16 protein-coding genes are annotated in these 17,151 nt (G+C 51.8%); 14 read left to right on the forward strand and 2 right to left on the reverse strand.

The features are described 5' to 3' along the window. The first annotated feature begins 65 nt into the window (after nt 1–65). The 3 genes from B212_RS0104295 to holA all read left to right on the forward strand — a co-directional run bounded on the left by B212_RS0104295 (nt 66) and on the right by holA (nt 3,112). Complete coding sequence (locus B212_RS0104295) at nt 66–614, forward strand: RNA polymerase sigma factor (protein ID WP_019909170.1); 549 nt, start codon at nt 66–68, stop codon at nt 612–614. Next, complete coding sequence (locus B212_RS0104300; RefSeq protein WP_019909171.1) at nt 611–1,849, forward strand: anti-sigma factor family protein; 1,239 nt, start codon at nt 611–613, stop codon at nt 1,847–1,849. The genes B212_RS0104295 and B212_RS0104300 overlap by 4 nt, the downstream gene beginning before the upstream one ends. A gap of 243 nt (nt 1,850–2,092) precedes the next feature. Then, entirely contained in the window at nt 2,093–3,112 is a 1,020-nt protein-coding gene (gene holA / locus B212_RS0104305) for a DNA polymerase III subunit delta (RefSeq protein ID WP_019909172.1), read from the forward strand. A 190-nt stretch (nt 3,113–3,302) separates the two neighbouring features. Here holA and rpsT read toward each other — a convergent pair whose 3' ends face one another. Further along, the gene (gene rpsT / locus B212_RS0104310) at nt 3,303–3,575 is read right to left on the reverse strand and encodes a 30S ribosomal protein S20 (protein ID WP_019909173.1); all 273 of its coding nucleotides are present in this window, start codon (nt 3,573–3,575) and stop codon (nt 3,303–3,305) included. A gap of 179 nt (nt 3,576–3,754) precedes the next feature. Here rpsT and gpr point away from each other — a divergent pair, with 179 nt between their 5' ends. The 6 genes from gpr to B212_RS0104340 all read left to right on the forward strand — a co-directional run bounded on the left by gpr (nt 3,755) and on the right by B212_RS0104340 (nt 10,900). Beyond that, entirely contained in the window at nt 3,755–4,765 is a 1,011-nt protein-coding gene (gene gpr / locus B212_RS0104315) for a GPR endopeptidase (protein WP_019909174.1), read from the forward strand. Between the two features lie 201 nt (nt 4,766–4,966). Beyond that, nucleotides 4,967–6,376: a stage II sporulation protein P gene (locus tag B212_RS0104320; protein ID WP_019909175.1), complete on the forward strand. Its 1,410-nt coding sequence runs from the start codon at nt 4,967–4,969 to the stop codon at nt 6,374–6,376. 23 nt (nt 6,377–6,399) lie between these two features. Continuing rightward, nucleotides 6,400–6,891, forward strand: coding sequence for a hypothetical protein (locus tag B212_RS0104325; protein WP_019909176.1), 492 nt, complete (start codon nt 6,400–6,402; stop codon nt 6,889–6,891). A 104-nt stretch (nt 6,892–6,995) separates the two neighbouring features. Then, nucleotides 6,996–8,810, forward strand: coding sequence for a translation elongation factor 4 (gene lepA / locus B212_RS0104330; RefSeq protein ID WP_019909180.1), 1,815 nt, complete (start codon nt 6,996–6,998; stop codon nt 8,808–8,810). Between the two features lie 333 nt (nt 8,811–9,143). After that, nucleotides 9,144–10,316, forward strand: coding sequence for a radical SAM family heme chaperone HemW (gene hemW, locus B212_RS0104335; protein WP_019909182.1), 1,173 nt, complete (start codon nt 9,144–9,146; stop codon nt 10,314–10,316). A 92-nt stretch (nt 10,317–10,408) separates the two neighbouring features. Next, complete coding sequence (locus tag B212_RS0104340; protein WP_051128242.1) at nt 10,409–10,900, forward strand: N-acetyltransferase; 492 nt, start codon at nt 10,409–10,411, stop codon at nt 10,898–10,900. A gap of 104 nt (nt 10,901–11,004) precedes the next feature. Here B212_RS0104340 and B212_RS0104345 read toward each other — a convergent pair whose 3' ends face one another. Continuing rightward, nucleotides 11,005–11,736: a hypothetical protein gene (locus tag B212_RS0104345; protein ID WP_019909185.1), complete on the reverse strand. Its 732-nt coding sequence runs from the start codon at nt 11,734–11,736 to the stop codon at nt 11,005–11,007. A 147-nt stretch (nt 11,737–11,883) separates the two neighbouring features. On the opposite strand from B212_RS0104345, the gene B212_RS0104350 reads away from it, so the two are divergent. The 5 genes from B212_RS0104350 to dnaK all read left to right on the forward strand — a co-directional run bounded on the left by B212_RS0104350 (nt 11,884) and on the right by dnaK (nt 17,133). Beyond that, nucleotides 11,884–12,483, forward strand: a complete 600-nt coding sequence (locus B212_RS0104350) for a TetR family transcriptional regulator C-terminal domain-containing protein (protein ID WP_019909186.1) — start codon at nt 11,884–11,886, stop codon at nt 12,481–12,483. 109 nt (nt 12,484–12,592) lie between these two features. Beyond that, on the forward strand, nt 12,593–13,411 hold the full coding sequence (locus tag B212_RS0104355; RefSeq protein ID WP_019909187.1) for an SDR family NAD(P)-dependent oxidoreductase: 819 nt from the start codon (nt 12,593–12,595) through the stop codon (nt 13,409–13,411). A gap of 131 nt (nt 13,412–13,542) precedes the next feature. Beyond that, nucleotides 13,543–14,574, forward strand: a complete 1,032-nt coding sequence (gene hrcA / locus B212_RS0104360) for a heat-inducible transcriptional repressor HrcA (protein ID WP_019909188.1) — start codon at nt 13,543–13,545, stop codon at nt 14,572–14,574. A 48-nt stretch (nt 14,575–14,622) separates the two neighbouring features. Further along, nucleotides 14,623–15,189: a nucleotide exchange factor GrpE gene (grpE, locus tag B212_RS0104365; RefSeq protein WP_019909189.1), complete on the forward strand. Its 567-nt coding sequence runs from the start codon at nt 14,623–14,625 to the stop codon at nt 15,187–15,189. A gap of 105 nt (nt 15,190–15,294) precedes the next feature. Beyond that, a complete protein-coding gene (gene dnaK, locus B212_RS0104370) occupies nt 15,295–17,133 on the forward strand; it encodes a molecular chaperone DnaK (RefSeq protein WP_019909190.1) in 1,839 nt (612 codons plus the stop codon). Nucleotides 17,134–17,151 lie beyond the last annotated feature (18 nt).

Consider the following 17,151-nt stretch of genomic DNA (forward strand, 5'->3'; position numbering starts at 1 on the left):
TACAGGCTTGCAACAAATTCGCAGTCTTGCGCGTCAGTAAGATTGCATAGAGAGGGGGAACCTTCGTGGTGGAGCAGGGACTCATCAGAGCCGCTCAAGCGGGCGATCGCGACGCTCTAATCACCCTATTGCGAGAAATTGAAGGACAGGTGTATAAGACGGCCTTCTACATTTTGCATAATGAACAGGACGCTTTGGATGCTTCACAGGAGGCGCTTATCCGGGTGTATACCAAAATTGGCTCCTATGAGGAGAAAGCTCAGTTCAAAACATGGGTACAACGGATTGTGACCAACATTTGCATTGACAAGTTCAGAAGAACGAAACCAACGGTTTCCATGGATGAGCATGAGATGGTGTTTCCGGATAAGCAGAATGTGGAGCGGGAAGTTATGTCCGGGTATATGGCGGAGGATATACGGGAGGCGATAGATCAGCTCCCGGAGCATCACCGGACGGTGATTGTGCTGCGGTATTTGCAGGACTTTTCTTACAACGAGATTGCAGACTCACTGAATCTTCCTTTGAATACGGTGAAATCCTACCTGTTCCGGGCAAGACAGCAACTGCAGAATAGACTTCAGGAGTATCAGAAAGGTGGTGTATCGGGATGAAATGCGCGGAGGTGATGGAATGGATGCACCGCTATTTGGATCATGACTTGAGCCAGGACGAAATTATAGAAATGTTCCGTCATATCGACGATTGTCCATCGTGCGCAGATGTCTTTGACCGGCTGACCTTGCTCTCCCAGCAATTGGAGCAGTTGCCGGATGTGAAGCCCCCTTTCAGTTTGGTTGATTCGATCATGCCGCAGCTTGACAAGCTGGACCAAGGTGTTCAGGAGCATGGTGCGACAAGTATTGAAGATTCGAAGGTCGTTCCTTTCACACGCAAAAGTACCCATGGTAAAAAATTCAAGGGGAATTCCATAGCAGCAAGGACAGGCATTGGTGCTGTAGCGGCTGCGGTTATACTGCTTATAGCCATATTCAATATGCCGGGCAGCATGCCTGCAGCGGATGTTGATCAGGCATTGAATAAGGCGGCGGATGTAAGCTCAAGCAACCAGTCTATGGAGAAATCCGCAGAATCCACAGGGAGCGCGATGGATGCCGGCCAAGGCAGCAGCGCAGACAAAGCCAATGCGGATAGCACTGCGGCAAATCTCCCGGAGCCGAGCAGCGGTCCAACAGACGGCAACAATAATACTTCACCCGTTGCACCTACGATTGCTCCAACTCAGAATTCCTCAGTGACGGCACCCGCCAAAAGCAAGGAACCGGTAATGGGGAAAGGAAGATCCATAGCTAAGCCTGAAAGCACGGCGGCTACTCCGGCAGCCCGCAATAAGAGCGCTGTAAGCAGTCAAGCTCCAAGCGAGGATAGCAGTTCCCAGGGGGTCGCAGCGAATATGCCAAACGATGCTGCTGCCGATCATTCAGACAGAGCAAAGGAGCCGCTGGGTGCTCACGATGAGACATCAGCGGGTGCAAAGGGCATTTTGCCTTCTCTGATGATGACGCAACCCACATGGACCTCACCGGACGGCCGTTTGGATGCCGAGCTTGCGGGTCAGCAGCTTGTGATCTACACCAATCAAGGGGGCGCTTCAAATAACGGACGGACGGCGCTGACCTCTCTTTCTTTGGAAGGCACATGGGTTTCCGGTTCATGGTCGGCTGACAGCCGGGAGTTCACTTACGTGACTGAACAGGAAGGCAATGAGGTTACAAAGGTATACACAGTTCCGGATTCAGCAGCCTCTGCGCTGCCTTCCGCTTCACCAGCCGCTTCCTCTGCAGCAACACCGGCGGTTACCCCGGACGCGGCAACGTCCGCAAAATAATCGCGAAGTGGAACTTTTTTAGCGGCAGTGGAATATGCTTATAGTAAGAGAACAGAAGGTTTGGGATTTGCGAGAATCATCGGTATGACCGGCGGCTTGGGAAGTTTCTAGAGCTTTTCCTTCCGCCGTTTATATAGATGCGCCGCTGAAACGGAGCAACTTTGGCTATGGCTGCCGGAGTTGCTCTGTTTTTGTATGACTGATACAATGATCCAAGACTGACATGGAAAAGGAAGTGGCGGGATGGATGCCAAAACAGCGGCCAAGGACATCAGGCAAGGAAAAGTTTCGCCATTGTATGTGCTGTACGGCAGCGAGAAGTTTCGGATGAATGAATTTGCAGCCTTGCTGGAGGATCAGTTGATTGCCAAAGAGGATCGTGATTTCGCGGTAATCCCCTTCGATCTCTCCGAAACGCCGGTGCAGGCGGTTGTGGAAGAAGCGGAGACTGTGCCGTTCATGGTGGAGCGGAAGCTGCTGCTGGTGCGTGATGCCTCCCTCTTCACGGCGGGAAAAGACAACGGCAAGCTTGACCATCGCATAGAGGTCTTAAGTGAATATATGCAGCACCCGGCCAGCTTCAGCGTGATCGTATTTCTGGTCAACAACGACAAGCTGGATGAGCGTAAAAAAATCGTCAAGACGGCAAAAACGGCGGGAACCGTTCTGGCTTTTAACCCACTGGGAGCGGAAGAACTGCTGCGCTGGATAGAAAAAGGGTTCCGTGACCGCGGCTGCGCGGCTGCTCCGGGAACGGCTGAGCTTCTTGTCGCCAGCGCCGGGACAGGGCTGCAGGGCTTGTCGGCGGAAATGGACAAGCTGTGTCTCTTCGCCGGCAAGGGCGGTACGGTTGACGCCGCGGCTGTTGAGAGCCTGGTGCACCGGGGGACAGAACAGAATGTGTTCACGCTGGTGGAGGACATTGCCAACCTGCGCCTCGACAAGGCGCTGAATACGCTGTATGAGCTGCTGAAGCAGCGTGAGGAGCCGATCAAGATTGCCGCGCTGATTGCCAGGCAGTTCCGGATTATTTTGCAGGTGAAGGATTTATCTGCGCAGAGCTACTCACAGGGACAGATTGCCTCACAACTTGGACTGCATCCCTATGCCGTCAAGCTTGCGGGCGAGCAGGCCCACAAGTTCGGAAGCCAGCGGCTAAGACAAATTATGAGCTATCTGGCTGATCTGGACTACCAAATGAAGACAGGAGCCATCGACAAGGTGCTGGGATTGGAAATGTTCATGCTGCGGCTGGGCGCTTGACCTATGAAGAATGTCGGCCTGGAGATCGGAAAAGCAAAGAGTCTGCTTCACAGCGTCTAAACGCGCTGGGGCAGGCTCTTATTCTGGGCGAGATTAGCAGGCAAGCATATAAAAGAGCACAAAAAAACCTAACCGTATGCAGCATAGCGGTCAGGTTCTTATAGTGCTCATTATGAAAGTAGCTCTTGGCTTAGGCTTGTGCCTTAAGAGCGTTCAATTTCTTCGCCAAGCGGGATTTTTTGCGGGCAGCCGCATTTTTATGAACCAGGCCTTTAGTTACAGCCTTATCCAGCTTTTTGGAAGCAGCTTTGAAAGCAGCTTGAGCAGTTTCAACTTCAGTACCAGTCAGGGCTACATCAGCAGTTTTCACGGCTGTACGAAGCGCGGATTTCTGGGAAGCGTTCAGTGCACGGCGTTTTTCGGTCGTCTTGACGCGTTTTACCGCGGATTTGATATTTGGCATTGCATTCACCTCCTGAAAGACATTCGAAATCATCAAATGATTCACAACTTAAAATAGTTTAGCATGACGCTTAGCAAAATGCAACACTAAAAGCTTTTAATTTAACCTTACCAGCCTGTATAAACCAGGGCCTTCTCTCGCACACTATCGACAATATGCAAAAGGAGGCTGAACTAATAATGGAACTGGATCTTCAGCTATATTCGGTACGCACGGACTTGGCGCTGGAGGCTAAGGAAATGGCTCAAGGCCCGCAAAAAACTCCCATTCCCGGTGTTAACGAAGAAATAGAGGAGGCAGACGGCATCAAAGTTACCCGCCTTGCCGTAGCTAACAGCGCAGGCTCGCAGGCCATCGGCCGTGCCATAGGAAACTACGTGACTCTGGAGGTTCCAGGGCTGCGGGGGGGCGATACCGGGCTGCAGCAGAAGGTATCCACGGTTTTTGCCCGCGAATTCGAGCAGTTTATGGACAGAATCGGCATTGGCCGCAGCTCCTCTGTGCTGATTGTCGGCCTGGGCAACTGGAATGTGACCCCTGACTCGCTGGGTCCGCTTGTTGTGGAGAATGCTCTGATTACGCGCCAGTTCTATGAACTGGTTCCCGACCAGGTCTCTCCCGGCTACCGCAATGTAAGCGCGATTGCCCCGGGCGTGCTGGGCCTGACAGGCATTGAATCCAGTGAGGTGGTACAGGGAATCGTTGACCGCACGAAGCCGGACGCGATTATTGCCATTGATGCCCTGGCCTCCCGGTCACTCGAAAGGATCAATACGACGATTCAAATTGCCGATATCGGCATTCATCCCGGTTCGGGAATCGGCAACAAACGCCGGGGGCTGACCAAGGAAATTCTTGGTATCCCCTGCATTGCTATCGGCGTTCCTACGGTATGTTATGCTTCAACGATTGTGAACAACGTGCTGGAGATGATGAGCAAGCATTTTGGACAGGTCGGAGCGGGAGCGGCTCATACCAAAGAAATTATGGGCATGCTGGACGATATCTCTGAGCAGGAGCGGCTGTCGCTGGTAAAAGAGGTGCTGGAGCCGCTCGGCCATGATCTGATCGTAACCCCAAAGGAAATTGATGAGTTCATTGAGGAAATCGCCAATATCGTAGCGGGCGGACTGAATGCTGCGCTGCACGAGGCCGTAGATCCCGGCAATGTCGGGGCTTATACCCACTGATCGTACATCAGCCATATCAGGCCTGCTCAGACTGCCGCAAGGCAGCGCCTGGGCGGGCTTTTTTATATGTTTCATACCAAGCAGAAGGGTCCCGGTATGCCTGGCTGCTATGTTCTCTCATTTTCGGTTCTAGTATTCCTCTTTCACTCATAGATTTGGAGTATAAGAGATTACAGAGGGCTGGAGGAGGACATAACAATAATGAATAGAAAATGGTTTCAGCTATGGAATATCGGCCGACTGCGCAGCAAGCTGCTGGATGTTCTGTCGCTGGGGAGAACGATGCTGCTGCTGGCCGGAGGTTCACTTGTGTTTTTCATGCTGCTTGGAGCCGGTGGGGTGGCCGGGCAGAAGCTGAACTCTTCACCCATTGCCTCAATGAAAGGGTTGGCAGCATCGCTCTCCAGCGGGTTTTTCATGGAACTGCTGGGCATGGAGGTTCCGCATCTGCCGCAAGGAAGTGCCCCTTCCGCATTTTCGGGCAAAAACGTAACCTCCTTCGTTTTCCGCATGCTGACCAGCGTTGATCCGGGAGACCCAAAAAGCCTGCTGTCCCGCGAGATGCCGGGTCTGGCGGCGGATGATCCTTTTCTGCTTCGGGTAGGCTCTGGCGGCGCTTCGGGTGCTCCTGCCGACTACCATCCGGGAACAGACGGAGTGGCGGCAAACGAATCGGCAAACGGAGCGGGCGACAAGAATGCAGCAGGGACAGACGTAACGGAGCCGGCGCATACCGATGGAGCGGACGAGCCCGGCGGTGAAGCAGACACACCGCAGCCGGAAGCTACGACGGCACCGGATGCAGCAGGAACAGGTGAAACGGGCAATAACAGCGGCTCAGGGAAGACATCTGAACCTGGCGGCAGCCAGGATACCTCGGTCAAGCGGATATTAATCTACCATTCCCATCCCCGCGAGGCTTATAATCCGCTGCTTGGAACTGAGAGCGACAATCCAAGCTCTGCCGTTCCATCCAAAAATGTAATGATGGTAGGCTCATATATTGCCAAGCGGCTGGAGCAGCGCGGGATTGGGACCGTCCATTCCCAGGAGGACTACGCAACAAAAGTGCCGGATTACAATTGGAATTTTTCCTATAAATATTCACGAATTACGGTCAAAGCAGCTTTAAGCGCCAATCAGGAAATGAGTGAGATGATAGACATTCACCGCGATTCGCAGCGCCATGGCAAAACTACCGCCGTAATTGACGGCAAAAGCTACGCCCAGGTGTATTTTATCCTCGGTCATGCGAATAAGGATTGGAAGAAGAATGAAGCCTTTGCCAATCAAATTCATCAGCTTCTGGAGAAGAGCTATCCGGGGATATCCCGCGGGATCTGGGGCAAGTCATCGGGAAATGGCAACAATGGCGAATACAATCAGACCCTCTCACCTAACAGTGTATTAATCGAAGTAGGCGGAATCGACAATTCGGCGGATGAGCTGAAGCGGACGGCGGACATTCTGGCTGATGCCATCGCCGATGTGTACTGGAACAGTCATGACGCTGAAAAAGCGGCTGCGCCTGGCTCTGGCTTGGACAATACGAAGCAGGATGAGAACATGCAAGGCAAGACGGGAAAAGCCGCCGCGGGCGGGACATCTTAAGCACGTATGAAGGAGTGAATGAAATGTCGCGGGTCGGAAAAAAATTGGCTATGGTAGGAATCTGGACGGGCATTGGCATACTCATAGGCATGCAGTTTGGAGGGAGCGTCGGAACCAAGGTTGCCCGGGTGTTGCCGGGCTGGAGCGGGGCAACCGGGGCAGTACAAACTGCCCCAGCCTCCCCGGCGTCAGGCGTCCAAAATAATCCGGCAACGGGTACGGTCCAAGGTGGTCAGGCCTATGTCTACCTTCCAGTAACCGTGGACCCGGCAACCGGCGCTTACACGGTTGCTCCGGTACAGACGCAAAGTCCTGCCGGAGCTCCCTCCTCCGGCAGCCTGCCTCAGCAGGAAGTGAAGGATTACAGTACTAAAAGCCCCGAGCAGCTTCTAATTCCTGAGGAACAGAAGCCTACCGTAGACAAACTTGCCGATAAAACGGCGGGCCTCCTGCAGCAGGCCTCCCAGAAAAGCATCCGCTGGGTGGTCTCCCTGTTCGACTCCGCTGAGAAGTGAGCTTTTGCCCTTTCTTTGCACTCCCCCAGGCAACGGGATTGATGGCCGAAGCCCGTACTGCTATAATAAGAAGATTAACATTAGGCTTTCTGTGGGGGTAAGGAATGACTGACGTTCAGAAAAGACAACAACAAATCCGCAATTTCTCGATTATTGCACATATAGACCATGGCAAATCGACACTGGCTGACCGTATCCTGGAATATACAGGCGCACTCACCTCGCGTGAAATGCAGGAGCAGGTGCTCGACCAAATGGATCTGGAGCGCGAACGCGGCATTACCATTAAGCTGCAGGCGGTACGCCTCACTTATCGTGCCGATGACGGGCAGGAATATTTGCTGAACCTGATTGATACACCGGGGCATGTCGATTTCACCTATGAGGTTTCCCGCAGCCTTGCGGCCTGTGAAGGCGCCTTGCTGGTAGTGGATGCGGCCCAGGGGATCGAAGCGCAGACATTGGCTAACGTATACCTGGCGCTGGACAACAATCTGGAGATTCTCCCTGTAATCAACAAAATCGACTTGCCGAGCGCTGACCCTGAACGGGTGAAGCAGGAGATCGAGGACGTAATCGGTCTGGATGCCAGCGAAGCCGTGCTGGCCTCTGCCAAAGCCGGCATCGGCATCAAGGAAATTCTGGAGCAGGTGGTTAAGCAGGTTCCAGCACCAACTGGCACTTCCGATGCTCCGCTGAAGGCGCTGATTTTTGACTCCCACTATGATCCGTACAAAGGCGTTATCGTCTATGTCCGTGTTATGGATGGCAAGATCCGCGCAGGCTCGAAGATTAAGATGATGGCTACGGACAAGGTGTTTGAGGTAATTGAAGTTGGTGCATTCATGCCGCGTATGAGCATTGTGGAAGAGCTTAATATCGGGGATGTCGGCTTCATCGTTGCGGGAATCAAGCATGTCGGCGACACCCGTGTCGGTGACACCGTAACGGATGCCAAGAACCCTACGCCGGAGCCGCTGCCCGGTTACCGGAAGATTAACCCGATGGTATACTGCGGTCTCTATCCGATTGAAACCTCGGATTATAATGATTTGCGCGAAGCGCTGGAGAAGCTTCAGCTTAACGATGCTTCACTCAGCTTTGAGCCGGAAAGCTCAAGCGCGCTTGGCTTTGGTTTCCGCTGCGGCTTCCTGGGACTTCTGCACATGGAAATTATCCAGGAGCGGATTGAGCGTGAGTTCAATCTCCCGCTGATCACCACGGCGCCAAGCGTTATTTACCGCATCAAGCTGACCAATGGCGAAACGCTCCAGATTGACAACCCATCGCACTATCCGGAGATTGGCACCATTGATTATGTGGAGGAGCCTTACGTCAAAGCCGGGATCATTGTTCCGAACGATTACGTGGGTACCGTTATGGAGCTGTGCCAGAATAAACGCGGTGAATTCGTCAATATGGAATATCTGGATGCCAACCGGGTGACGATTACCTATCAGATTCCTTTGTCAGAAATCGTATATGATTTCTTTGACCAGTTGAAATCGGGCACCAAGGGATATGCGTCCTTTGACTATGAAATATCCGGCTACCGCCAGTCCAACCTCGTCAAGATGGACATCCTTCTTAACGGGGAGCAGGTCGATGCCCTGTCGTTCATCGTCCACCGTGACCGCGCCTACAACCGCGGCCGCATCATCTGCGAGAAGCTGCGCGGCATCATTCCTCGCCAGATGTTCGAGGTGCCGATTCAGGCGTCTGTCGGCACGAAGATTGTGGCCCGCGAGACCGTTAAGGCGATGCGCAAGAACGTACTCGCCAAATGCTACGGCGGCGATATTTCGCGTAAGCGGAAACTGCTGGAGAAGCAGAAGGAAGGCAAGAAGCGCATGAAGCAGGTCGGCAGCGTTGAGGTGCCGCAGGAAGCGTTCATGGCGGTGCTTAAGATTGATGAGTAGCAGCAAATGAATCTCCGCCCAATGCGAGCTGGATTTGTAAGCGGCGTGTTATGCAAGGGAAGCCAGTCGGCTTCCCTTTTCTCGCTAGATATTTGTAAAGGTATTTACAGGCTGAGTCTCAAAAATAAATAAAAGGGCAGAAGTAACGGAGGGGAAGTTTGGAACTGGAGGAGCGGTAGCGTCCGCCTTTGTATTCAGATGTTATCCGCTAAGCGGTATAATCAAAAAACATCTGAATACAACAGCGGCCGGAAGTCCAAACATTCCCCGCAGTTACGACCAGACCCAATATGAAATCTATAGATCAGCTTATATTGAACAAAGGAGACAGCTATGACAAACGTTAATAATGGCCGTCCCCCGGAGGCCGTATACATTCATATCCCGTTTTGTACGAATAAGTGTTTTTATTGCGACTTCAATTCCTATGTGCTGAAGGATCAGCCGGTCATGGATTACCTGCATGCGCTGGACCGGGAGATGGCGCTGACGGTGAAGCAAACGCCGCCCGGTGTGATCAAGACGATTTTTGTGGGCGGGGGAACACCGACGGTGCTGAAACCGGATGAAATGGCTTATTTTCTGAAATCCGTGCGCACCCATTTCCCGCAGTGGGATGAGAATATAGAGTTCTCAATGGAAGCCAATCCCGGCACCACGGACAAAGACAAGCTGACAGTAATGAAGGAGGGCGGCGTCAACCGGGTCAGCTTTGGCGTCCAGGCTTTCCAGAATGAGCTGCTGAGCGGCATTGGCCGGATTCATAATGTGGATGATGTCTACCGCAGCCTGGAGAATGCGCGCAGTGTCGGCCTGGACAATCTGTCGGTCGATCTGATGTTCGGCCTGCCGAATCAGACGGTAGATATGCTGAGAGAAAGCATCCAACGGGCACTGGAGCTGAACCTTCCACACTATTCTATCTACAGCCTTAAGGTGGAGGAGAATACGCTTTTCCACACATTGTTCAATAAGAACAAGCTTCCGCTGCCCAGTGAAGAGGACGAACTGGAGATGTACCTGCTGCTGATGTCCACCATGGAGGCTGCGGGCTACGGCCAATATGAGATCAGCAATTTCGCCAAACCGGGGATGGAGAGCCGGCACAATATTACGTACTGGCGCAATGAGGACTATTACGGCCTCGGCGCAGGAGCGCATGGATATGTGAAGCGGCAGCGGCATATGAATATCAAGGGCGTCAATCCTTATATTGAAGCTTCGCACAGCGGACTGCCGCGGCTGGACACGTTCATGATCTCCGAGCAGGAGGCGATGGAGGACTTCATGATGGTGGGCCTGCGCATGCGCGAGGGCGTGTCTGACCGTGCTTTCCAGGCGCAGTTTGGAAAAGCGATAGCGGATGTTTTTGCGCAGCCACTGAGCAAAATGCTGTCCGCCGGGCTGCTGGAGCCAAGCGGGGACAGCTACCGTCTGAGCAAACAGGGCATCCTGTTCGGGAATGACGTATTCGGTGAATTTGTCGGTGCTTTGACAGAGGTTTAATTTTAAAATACCTCTTGAATTGTAATTCACCCTGTTGTATATTTATTCATATTAACAACGAGGGGTGAGTCAAAGTGCTTGTCAAAACGGAGATGTTCCGCCAGCCGGCTCCTGCGGGAGACCATAAAGTGATATGCAGGAATGCTACAGTGGAGGATGTTGAGCCGCTGTATTTAATGATAGAGGAGTACGCCCAGCGCGGAATTATGCTGCCCCGTTCTAGGCAAGCGCTGACCCGCCAGATCGACCAGTTCGTTGTTGCCGAATTGGACGGCAAATTCATCGGCTGCGGATCACTGTTCAGACTGGGCGCTGATCTCGTAGAGGTCCGTTCCATCGGCTTGCGTGATGAGGGCAAGGGCAAAGGCGTTGGCTCAATGATTCTGGAGAAGCTGACGGAAGAGGCCAGACGCCAGAAGATCCCCAAGATTATGGCCCTGACCTATGCGGTGGATTTCTTCCTTAGAAACGGGTTCACCGTTGTTGAGAAGGAAATTTTCCCGGAGAAGGTATGGACGGATTGCGTGAACTGCAAGAAGCAGCATGCCTGCGATGAAATCGCCGTGCTTAAGAAGCTGGATTAATCGCAGCGTAGGATATAAAATACAGAACCCCCTTTCTGCCGGGCGAAAGCCAGTTGCGGAAAGGGGGTTTTTTTGCTAACTATTGAGGTAAATCAGCGTTACGATTACTTTACGTAAATCAGCTTACGCTGCGCTTCTACCAGCTTGGCCAGTTCAGGCGTGGCGTAAGCCGAAGGATTAAATACAGCAAACTTGGTGTTGTAGATTATGGTTCGTCTGGTGCCGTCGATCAGCTCTATTTCCAGCCAGTAATCTCCGCCAGCCAATCCTTTGTTTTCTTTATATAGCTGCTTGAATGGAACATATTTCAGCTTTGGATATTCCCTAATGAACACTTCAGCCGCTTCCGGTGAGAAATCCTTCAGAGGACTGCTATCCATGCCGCTGATAAAACGGACGGTCTTAATCTTGCCTGCGATATCAAGCAGATCATTCATGGTTTGAGCCGTGGGATTATCGCTAGCCACAAACAGCCTGTCTCCTGCTATTAGCCGGGCCGGGGTTTTGTAGCCCTTTACTTCGTAGAGCTTCGTGCCCACTTCCAGCAGAGTAGCATCTCCATCCTGCATGGGCTCCCGGGGACAAGTATGATCGGCTTTGCGGTAGCGGATATCGCCGACTTCCTCACCTTTTTTAATCCCGCTGATGTCTTTGTCATAATTATCTGTGTATACAATGCCCTTCCATTGAAAGACAGAAACATAGTCTACCTCACCGTAATAACACTTGTTTGAACCTATCCTCTCCGGCATTCCGCCCGGCGTGCAGCCTGACAGCATAAGCACTGTTATTATCACAGCGGACAAGGAAACAGACCATAATTGAAGTGACTTCATTTCATCCCCCCTTAACTATCAGACGAAGAATAAGGTGATAGGTTGCTCATTTTATCCGAAATTATGGATTTACCTTGAATAAAATGGAAAGCTGCTGTATTCTGAGAATTAGTACGTTCGTTCAATTCTATTGAGGATGGTTGAGCTATGAATAAAAGGCACTATGACAGTGACGCGACCCGTTCAATCATTGCGGATAAGGCAGCGCGTCTCTTTGCGCAAAAGGGTTTTGCCGGAACCTCCATTGCTGATATTTCCAGAGAGTCCGGCTGCAGCAAGGGGCATATTTATTATCATTTTGAGAATAAAGAGAAGCTTTTTGTCTATTTGGCGCAGGAGACAATGCGTTCATGGAAAGAACGGTGGGACGAGGTTGCCGTCAATTATGCCACTGCTGAAGAGAAAATGTACGCCATAGCCCGTTTCGTGCAGAACAATTACAAAACCCCGCTGCTGCAGGCTGGTCAAGAAGTGGGCAGCAACCCGGCTACTTCACCGGAGACGGTAGCACAACTGAGAGGGCTCGCTTCAACCCCTATGCAGGCGTATTATGAAATTTTCAAGCTGGGAATGCAGACTGGGGAGTTCGGCCTTAGAGAAGAGGAATTGGAGTCTACAGGCTTTTTATTCGGAACCTTGCTTGGCGGGTTGTGCCAATATCTGTTCACGATGGGGCCGGAAGCCTTAGAGGTGCTATTTCAACGGAGCGTGACTGTTTTTGTGGACGGGATTCGCAGTAAGGGGTAATGGACACGAGACTCCTTCTGTTTAAGTAGATTAGAACGAACGTACTATTTTGTTCCAAAGTGCTACACGATTGATTACATAATAATATATGAAAATGGAGAGATGTAAGATGAGCCAAGCTAAGCGGGTAGGGATCGTTACCGGAGGAGCCTCAGGAATTGGCAAAGCTTTGTGCAAGGAACTCCTGGAAAGAGGGGTGTATGTTGTCATTGCTGATCTCAATGCTGAAGAAGGAGTCCGAGCGGTGGCTGAGCTTGAGAGGTTGGGCGGGGAGTGCCGTTTCGCTCAGTTAGATGTTACAGAGGGGACGGCTGTGGAAGATCTGGTCAGCAGTGTCTACCGGGAATTTGGGCGTTTGGATTACCTGTTCAACAATGCGGGAATTGCCATGTACGGTGAGATTTGTGATATGACGGAGCAGAACTGGAAGAGGATTATGGATGTGAATGTATGGGGGGTGATCTACGGAGTACAGGCAGCATACCCTTTAATGAAAGAGCAGGGATTTGGTTGTATTGCGAACACCGCGTCTGCGGCGGGTCTGGGGCTAGCTCCGGGAAGTGGTGCTTATTCTGCGTCCAAACATGCAGTGGTGGGGCTGACGGCCTCCCTTCATTATGAAGCTGAAGCCTACGGAGTCGAGGTAAGCTGCTTATGTCCCGCATTTGTCGATACTCCGATTTTTGACAGCGGCGAAGCCATTCATATGGATAAGAAGAAGATGCTTGCTCAGGTGAAAAAGCAAAAGCTGATGACTCCTGAGCGTTTTGCCGCCCTCGCTTTTATGGGATTGGAGAAAAACCAAGCGCTGGTGAACCCGATGCCGCTGCGCCGGACGATGGATATTGTGTTTACACTTTTCCCCCTTCTGCACCGCAAGCTTATGCGGCTGGTTTGCCGTACAGCACGGGAAGCCCGGCTGGGCTGAATTTGCGGCAATCAACATACTGAACTGACTTGACAATGTCAAGGTCAGTTTGGTATTTTTGTATTAGTGGTTAGCACTCATCTAACCAGAGTGCTAACGAATCGGAGCTGCAGCCGACTGGAGGGAATTATATGTTAACCGAACGCCAGAGAATGATACTGAACGCCATCGTAGATGATTACATTACTTCCGCTGAGCCGGTTGGCTCGCGCAGCATTTCCAAACGCGGGGATGTAGGCTACAGTCCTGCCACAATCCGCAACGAAATGGCCGATTTGGAGGATTTAGGCTATCTGGAGCAGCCGCACACATCGGCAGGCAGAATTCCTTCGCATAAGGGCTACCGCTATTATGTGGATCATCTGGTACCGTGGAATTCCGCTGAATCGGCAGAGCTGGGCACGATCCGGACTTTTTTTGCCGAGAAGCTGAATCAGACGGAGCAGGTTATCCAGCATGCGGCGATGATCCTTTCCAATATGACGAATTATACTTCCATCCTTTTGGGGCCGGAGGTTTTTCATACTTCATTGCGCCATTTTCAGTTGCTGCCGCTGAGTGACAATACCGCCGTGGCGATTATTGTTACAAGCACCGGTCAGGTAGAGAACAAAACAGTGACGATTCCACCGGAAATATCTTTGTCGGAGATGGAGAAGGTCGTTAATTTGCTGAACAGCAAGCTGGTAAATGTCCCGCTCTACAAGCTGAAGAGCCAGCTCTATTCTGAGCTAGGAGAAGAGATGCAGCGTCATATCTCCCACTATGAAGATTTAATGAAGGTGCTGGACACGGCGCTGGAAAGTGATCATGAGCAGCGCATTTATCTCAGCGGAGCGACCAATATGCTGACCCAGCCGGAGTTCAAGGACGTCGATAAGGTCAAGAATATTCTCGATTTGCTGGAAGAAACGCCCACTCTGCTCAAAATGCTGGACCCCGTATCCGGAGGACCCGGCATGCAGGTGCGCATCGGCACAGAGAACAAGCACGAGGCTTTTGCCAACTGCAGTCTGATTACCGCTACCTATTCGCTGGACGGAAATCCGCTTGGAAGCATTGGCATTCTGGGACCGACCCGGATGGAGTACGCGCGGGTAATGGGTATACTGGGCATACTATCCCGAGATTTGACAGCAATGCTGGCTCACTGGTATAAGTGAACAGAGCGTAATTGATTTCGTGACTGATTTTAAGGAGGTGAAGACAACTTGAAAGAGGAAGAAATTCAGGAGCAGGCAATAAATGAGAACCAGACGGCTGATGAGGCTGAAGCAGAGACTGTAACAGCTAATGCCGAAGAAACCTTCGAGGAGGCTTCAGACACCGGTGAGGCGGCCAAACGCCTGCAGGAGCTTTCGGAAGAGTACCAGGCGCGTGCGCTGCGCGTACAGGCTGATTTTGACAATTTCCGCCGCCGTACCCAGAAGGAGAAGGAAGAGCTGGCGCAATACGCCACCTCCAAGCTTGTAGCTGAACTGCTCCCGGTGCTCGACAACTTCGAACGCGCAATTGTCACAGCTCCGGCCAGTCCGGAATTCGAGGCTTTTAACAAAGGTGTGAATATGATTTTCCATCAGCTTGAAGGCGTATTGAAGTCTGAAGGACTTGCGCCGATGGAATCGGTAGGACAGCCCTTTAACCCTGAATATCATCAGGCCATCATGCAGGTGGAGAGCGAGGAGCACGAAGAAGGCGTCGTGACGGAAGAGGTCCAGAAGGGCTATCTTCTGAAGGATAAGGTTCTTCGTCCCGCTATGGTCAAGGTCAGCATGTAGTCCTGTCTATATAAGCTGGGCACACTAATGATTTTTGCAAGTATTATTAATGAATAAATTCAAGAGGGGCCAAGGCTCCATAATATTTTGAGGAGGCACATTACTGTGAGTAAAGTTATCGGTATTGACTTAGGAACTACCAACTCTTGCGTTGCTGTTATGGAAGGCGGCGAAGCCGTCGTTATCCCGAATCCGGAAGGCGCGCGCACAACCCCCTCGGTTGTAGGCTTCAAGAAGGACGGCGAACGTATCGTGGGCGAAACAGCCAAACGCCAGGCGATTACGAACCCGGACCGCACAATCGCTTCTATTAAACGCCACATGGGTACAGGCCACAAAGAAAGCATCGACGGCAAGGATTATTCTGCACAAGAAATTTCGGCCATGATTCTGCAAAAGCTGAAATCCGACGCCGAGGCTTACCTGGGCCAGACGGTAACACAAGCCGTTATTACGGTTCCTGCGTATTTCAATGACAGCCAGCGTCAAGCTACGAAGGATGCGGGCAAAATCGCCGGTCTGGAGGTTCTGCGTATCGTCAACGAACCAACAGCAGCGGCTCTTGCTTACGGTCTGGAGAAATCCGAAGATCAAACGATTCTCGTCTATGACCTTGGCGGCGGTACCTTCGACGTATCCATCCTTGAGCTGGGCGACGGCTTCTTCGAAGTAAAAGCAACCAGCGGTGACAACCGTCTTGGCGGCGACGACTTTGACCAAGTGGTTATGGATTTCCTCGTAGCTGAATTCAAAAAAGAGCAGGGCATCGACCTGAGCAAAGATAAAGCAGCGGTACAACGTCTGAAGGATGCTGCGGAAAAAGCGAAAAAGGAACTGTCCGGCGTACTGACAACTACCGTATCCCTTCCGTTCATCACGGTTGTTGACGGCGTACCTCAGCACTTGGAAGTTAACCTGACCCGCGCTAAATTCGACGAGCTGACTGCCGGTCTGGTTGAACGCACACTGGGACCTACACGCCAGGCACTGAGCGATGCAGGCATGACTCCGGCTGATCTGAACAGAATCGTGCTCGTGGGCGGTTCCACACGTATTCCTGCCGTACAGGATGCCATCAAGAAGCTTACCGGCAAAGAGCCGCACAAAGGCGTTAACCCGGATGAAGTGGTGGCCCTCGGTGCAGCCGTTCAAGCGGGTGTATTGACTGGTGACGTAAAAGACGTGGTATTGCTCGACGTAACTCCGCTGTCCCTGGGTATTGAAACTGCAGGCGGCGTATTCACCAAGATGATCGAACGCAACACCACGATCCCTACAAGCAAATCGCAGGTGTTCTCGACCTTTGCCGATAACCAGCCAAGCGTGGAAATTCACGTGCTGCAGGGTGAACGTCAAATGGCGAACGGCAACAAAACGCTGGGACGCTTTATGCTGAACGAAATTCCACCGGCACCACGCGGCGTACCGCAAATCGAAGTAACCTTCGATATTGACGCTAACGGTATCGTTAATGTATCTGCAACCGATAAAGGCACGAACAAGAGCCAGAAGATCACCATTACTTCCTCCAGCGGCCTGAGCGATGCAGAAGTAGAACAAATGATGAAGGATGCCGAACTGCACGCTGAAGAAGACCGCAAGCGCAAAGAATTGGTAGAAGCGAAGAACTCCGCTGACCAACTCGTGTATTCCACCGATAAAGTCATCAAAGACCTCGGCGACAAAGCAGATGCTGCTGAAGTAGACAAAGCTAATGCTGCCAAGGATAAGCTGAAAGCAGCACTGGAAACTGACAACCTGGAAGAAATCAATGCGGCTACAGAAGCGCTGACTGAGATCGTACAGCAGTTGTCCGTGAAGCTGTATGAGCAGGCTGCACAGGCTGAGCAAGGCGCAGAAGGCGGCCAGGGAGCTCCAGAAGGCGCGAAGAAAGACAATGTTGTAGACGCCGACTATGAAGTTGTTGACGACGAGAAGAAATAAGGGTAACTTTAAACGATA

The sequence above is a fragment of the Paenibacillus sp. HW567 genome (genome assembly GCF_000374185.1).
GTDB lineage: Bacteria > Bacillota > Bacilli > Paenibacillales > Paenibacillaceae > Paenibacillus_AQ.

Coding starts and splice junctions, on each gene's coding strand:
- B212_RS0104300 (WP_019909171.1), top strand. CDS start 611: ATGAAATGCGCGGAGGTGATGGAATGGATGCACCGCTATTTGGATCAT.
- B212_RS0104340 (WP_051128242.1), top strand. CDS start 10,409: ATGTTCCGCCAGCCGGCTCCTGCGGGAGACCATAAAGTGATATGCAGG.
- gpr (WP_019909174.1), top strand. CDS start 3,755: ATGGAACTGGATCTTCAGCTATATTCGGTACGCACGGACTTGGCGCTG.
- rpsT (WP_019909173.1), bottom strand. CDS start 3,575: ATGCCAAATATCAAATCCGCGGTAAAACGCGTCAAGACGACCGAAAAA.
- B212_RS0104350 (WP_019909186.1), top strand. CDS start 11,884: ATGAATAAAAGGCACTATGACAGTGACGCGACCCGTTCAATCATTGCG.
- hrcA (WP_019909188.1), top strand. CDS start 13,543: ATGTTAACCGAACGCCAGAGAATGATACTGAACGCCATCGTAGATGAT.
- holA (WP_019909172.1), top strand. CDS start 2,093: ATGGATGCCAAAACAGCGGCCAAGGACATCAGGCAAGGAAAAGTTTCG.
- B212_RS0104325 (WP_019909176.1), top strand. CDS start 6,400: ATGTCGCGGGTCGGAAAAAAATTGGCTATGGTAGGAATCTGGACGGGC.
- B212_RS0104320 (WP_019909175.1), top strand. CDS start 4,967: ATGAATAGAAAATGGTTTCAGCTATGGAATATCGGCCGACTGCGCAGC.
- B212_RS0104355 (WP_019909187.1), top strand. CDS start 12,593: ATGAGCCAAGCTAAGCGGGTAGGGATCGTTACCGGAGGAGCCTCAGGA.
- B212_RS0104345 (WP_019909185.1), bottom strand. CDS start 11,736: ATGAAGTCACTTCAATTATGGTCTGTTTCCTTGTCCGCTGTGATAATA.
- lepA (WP_019909180.1), top strand. CDS start 6,996: ATGACTGACGTTCAGAAAAGACAACAACAAATCCGCAATTTCTCGATT.
- hemW (WP_019909182.1), top strand. CDS start 9,144: ATGACAAACGTTAATAATGGCCGTCCCCCGGAGGCCGTATACATTCAT.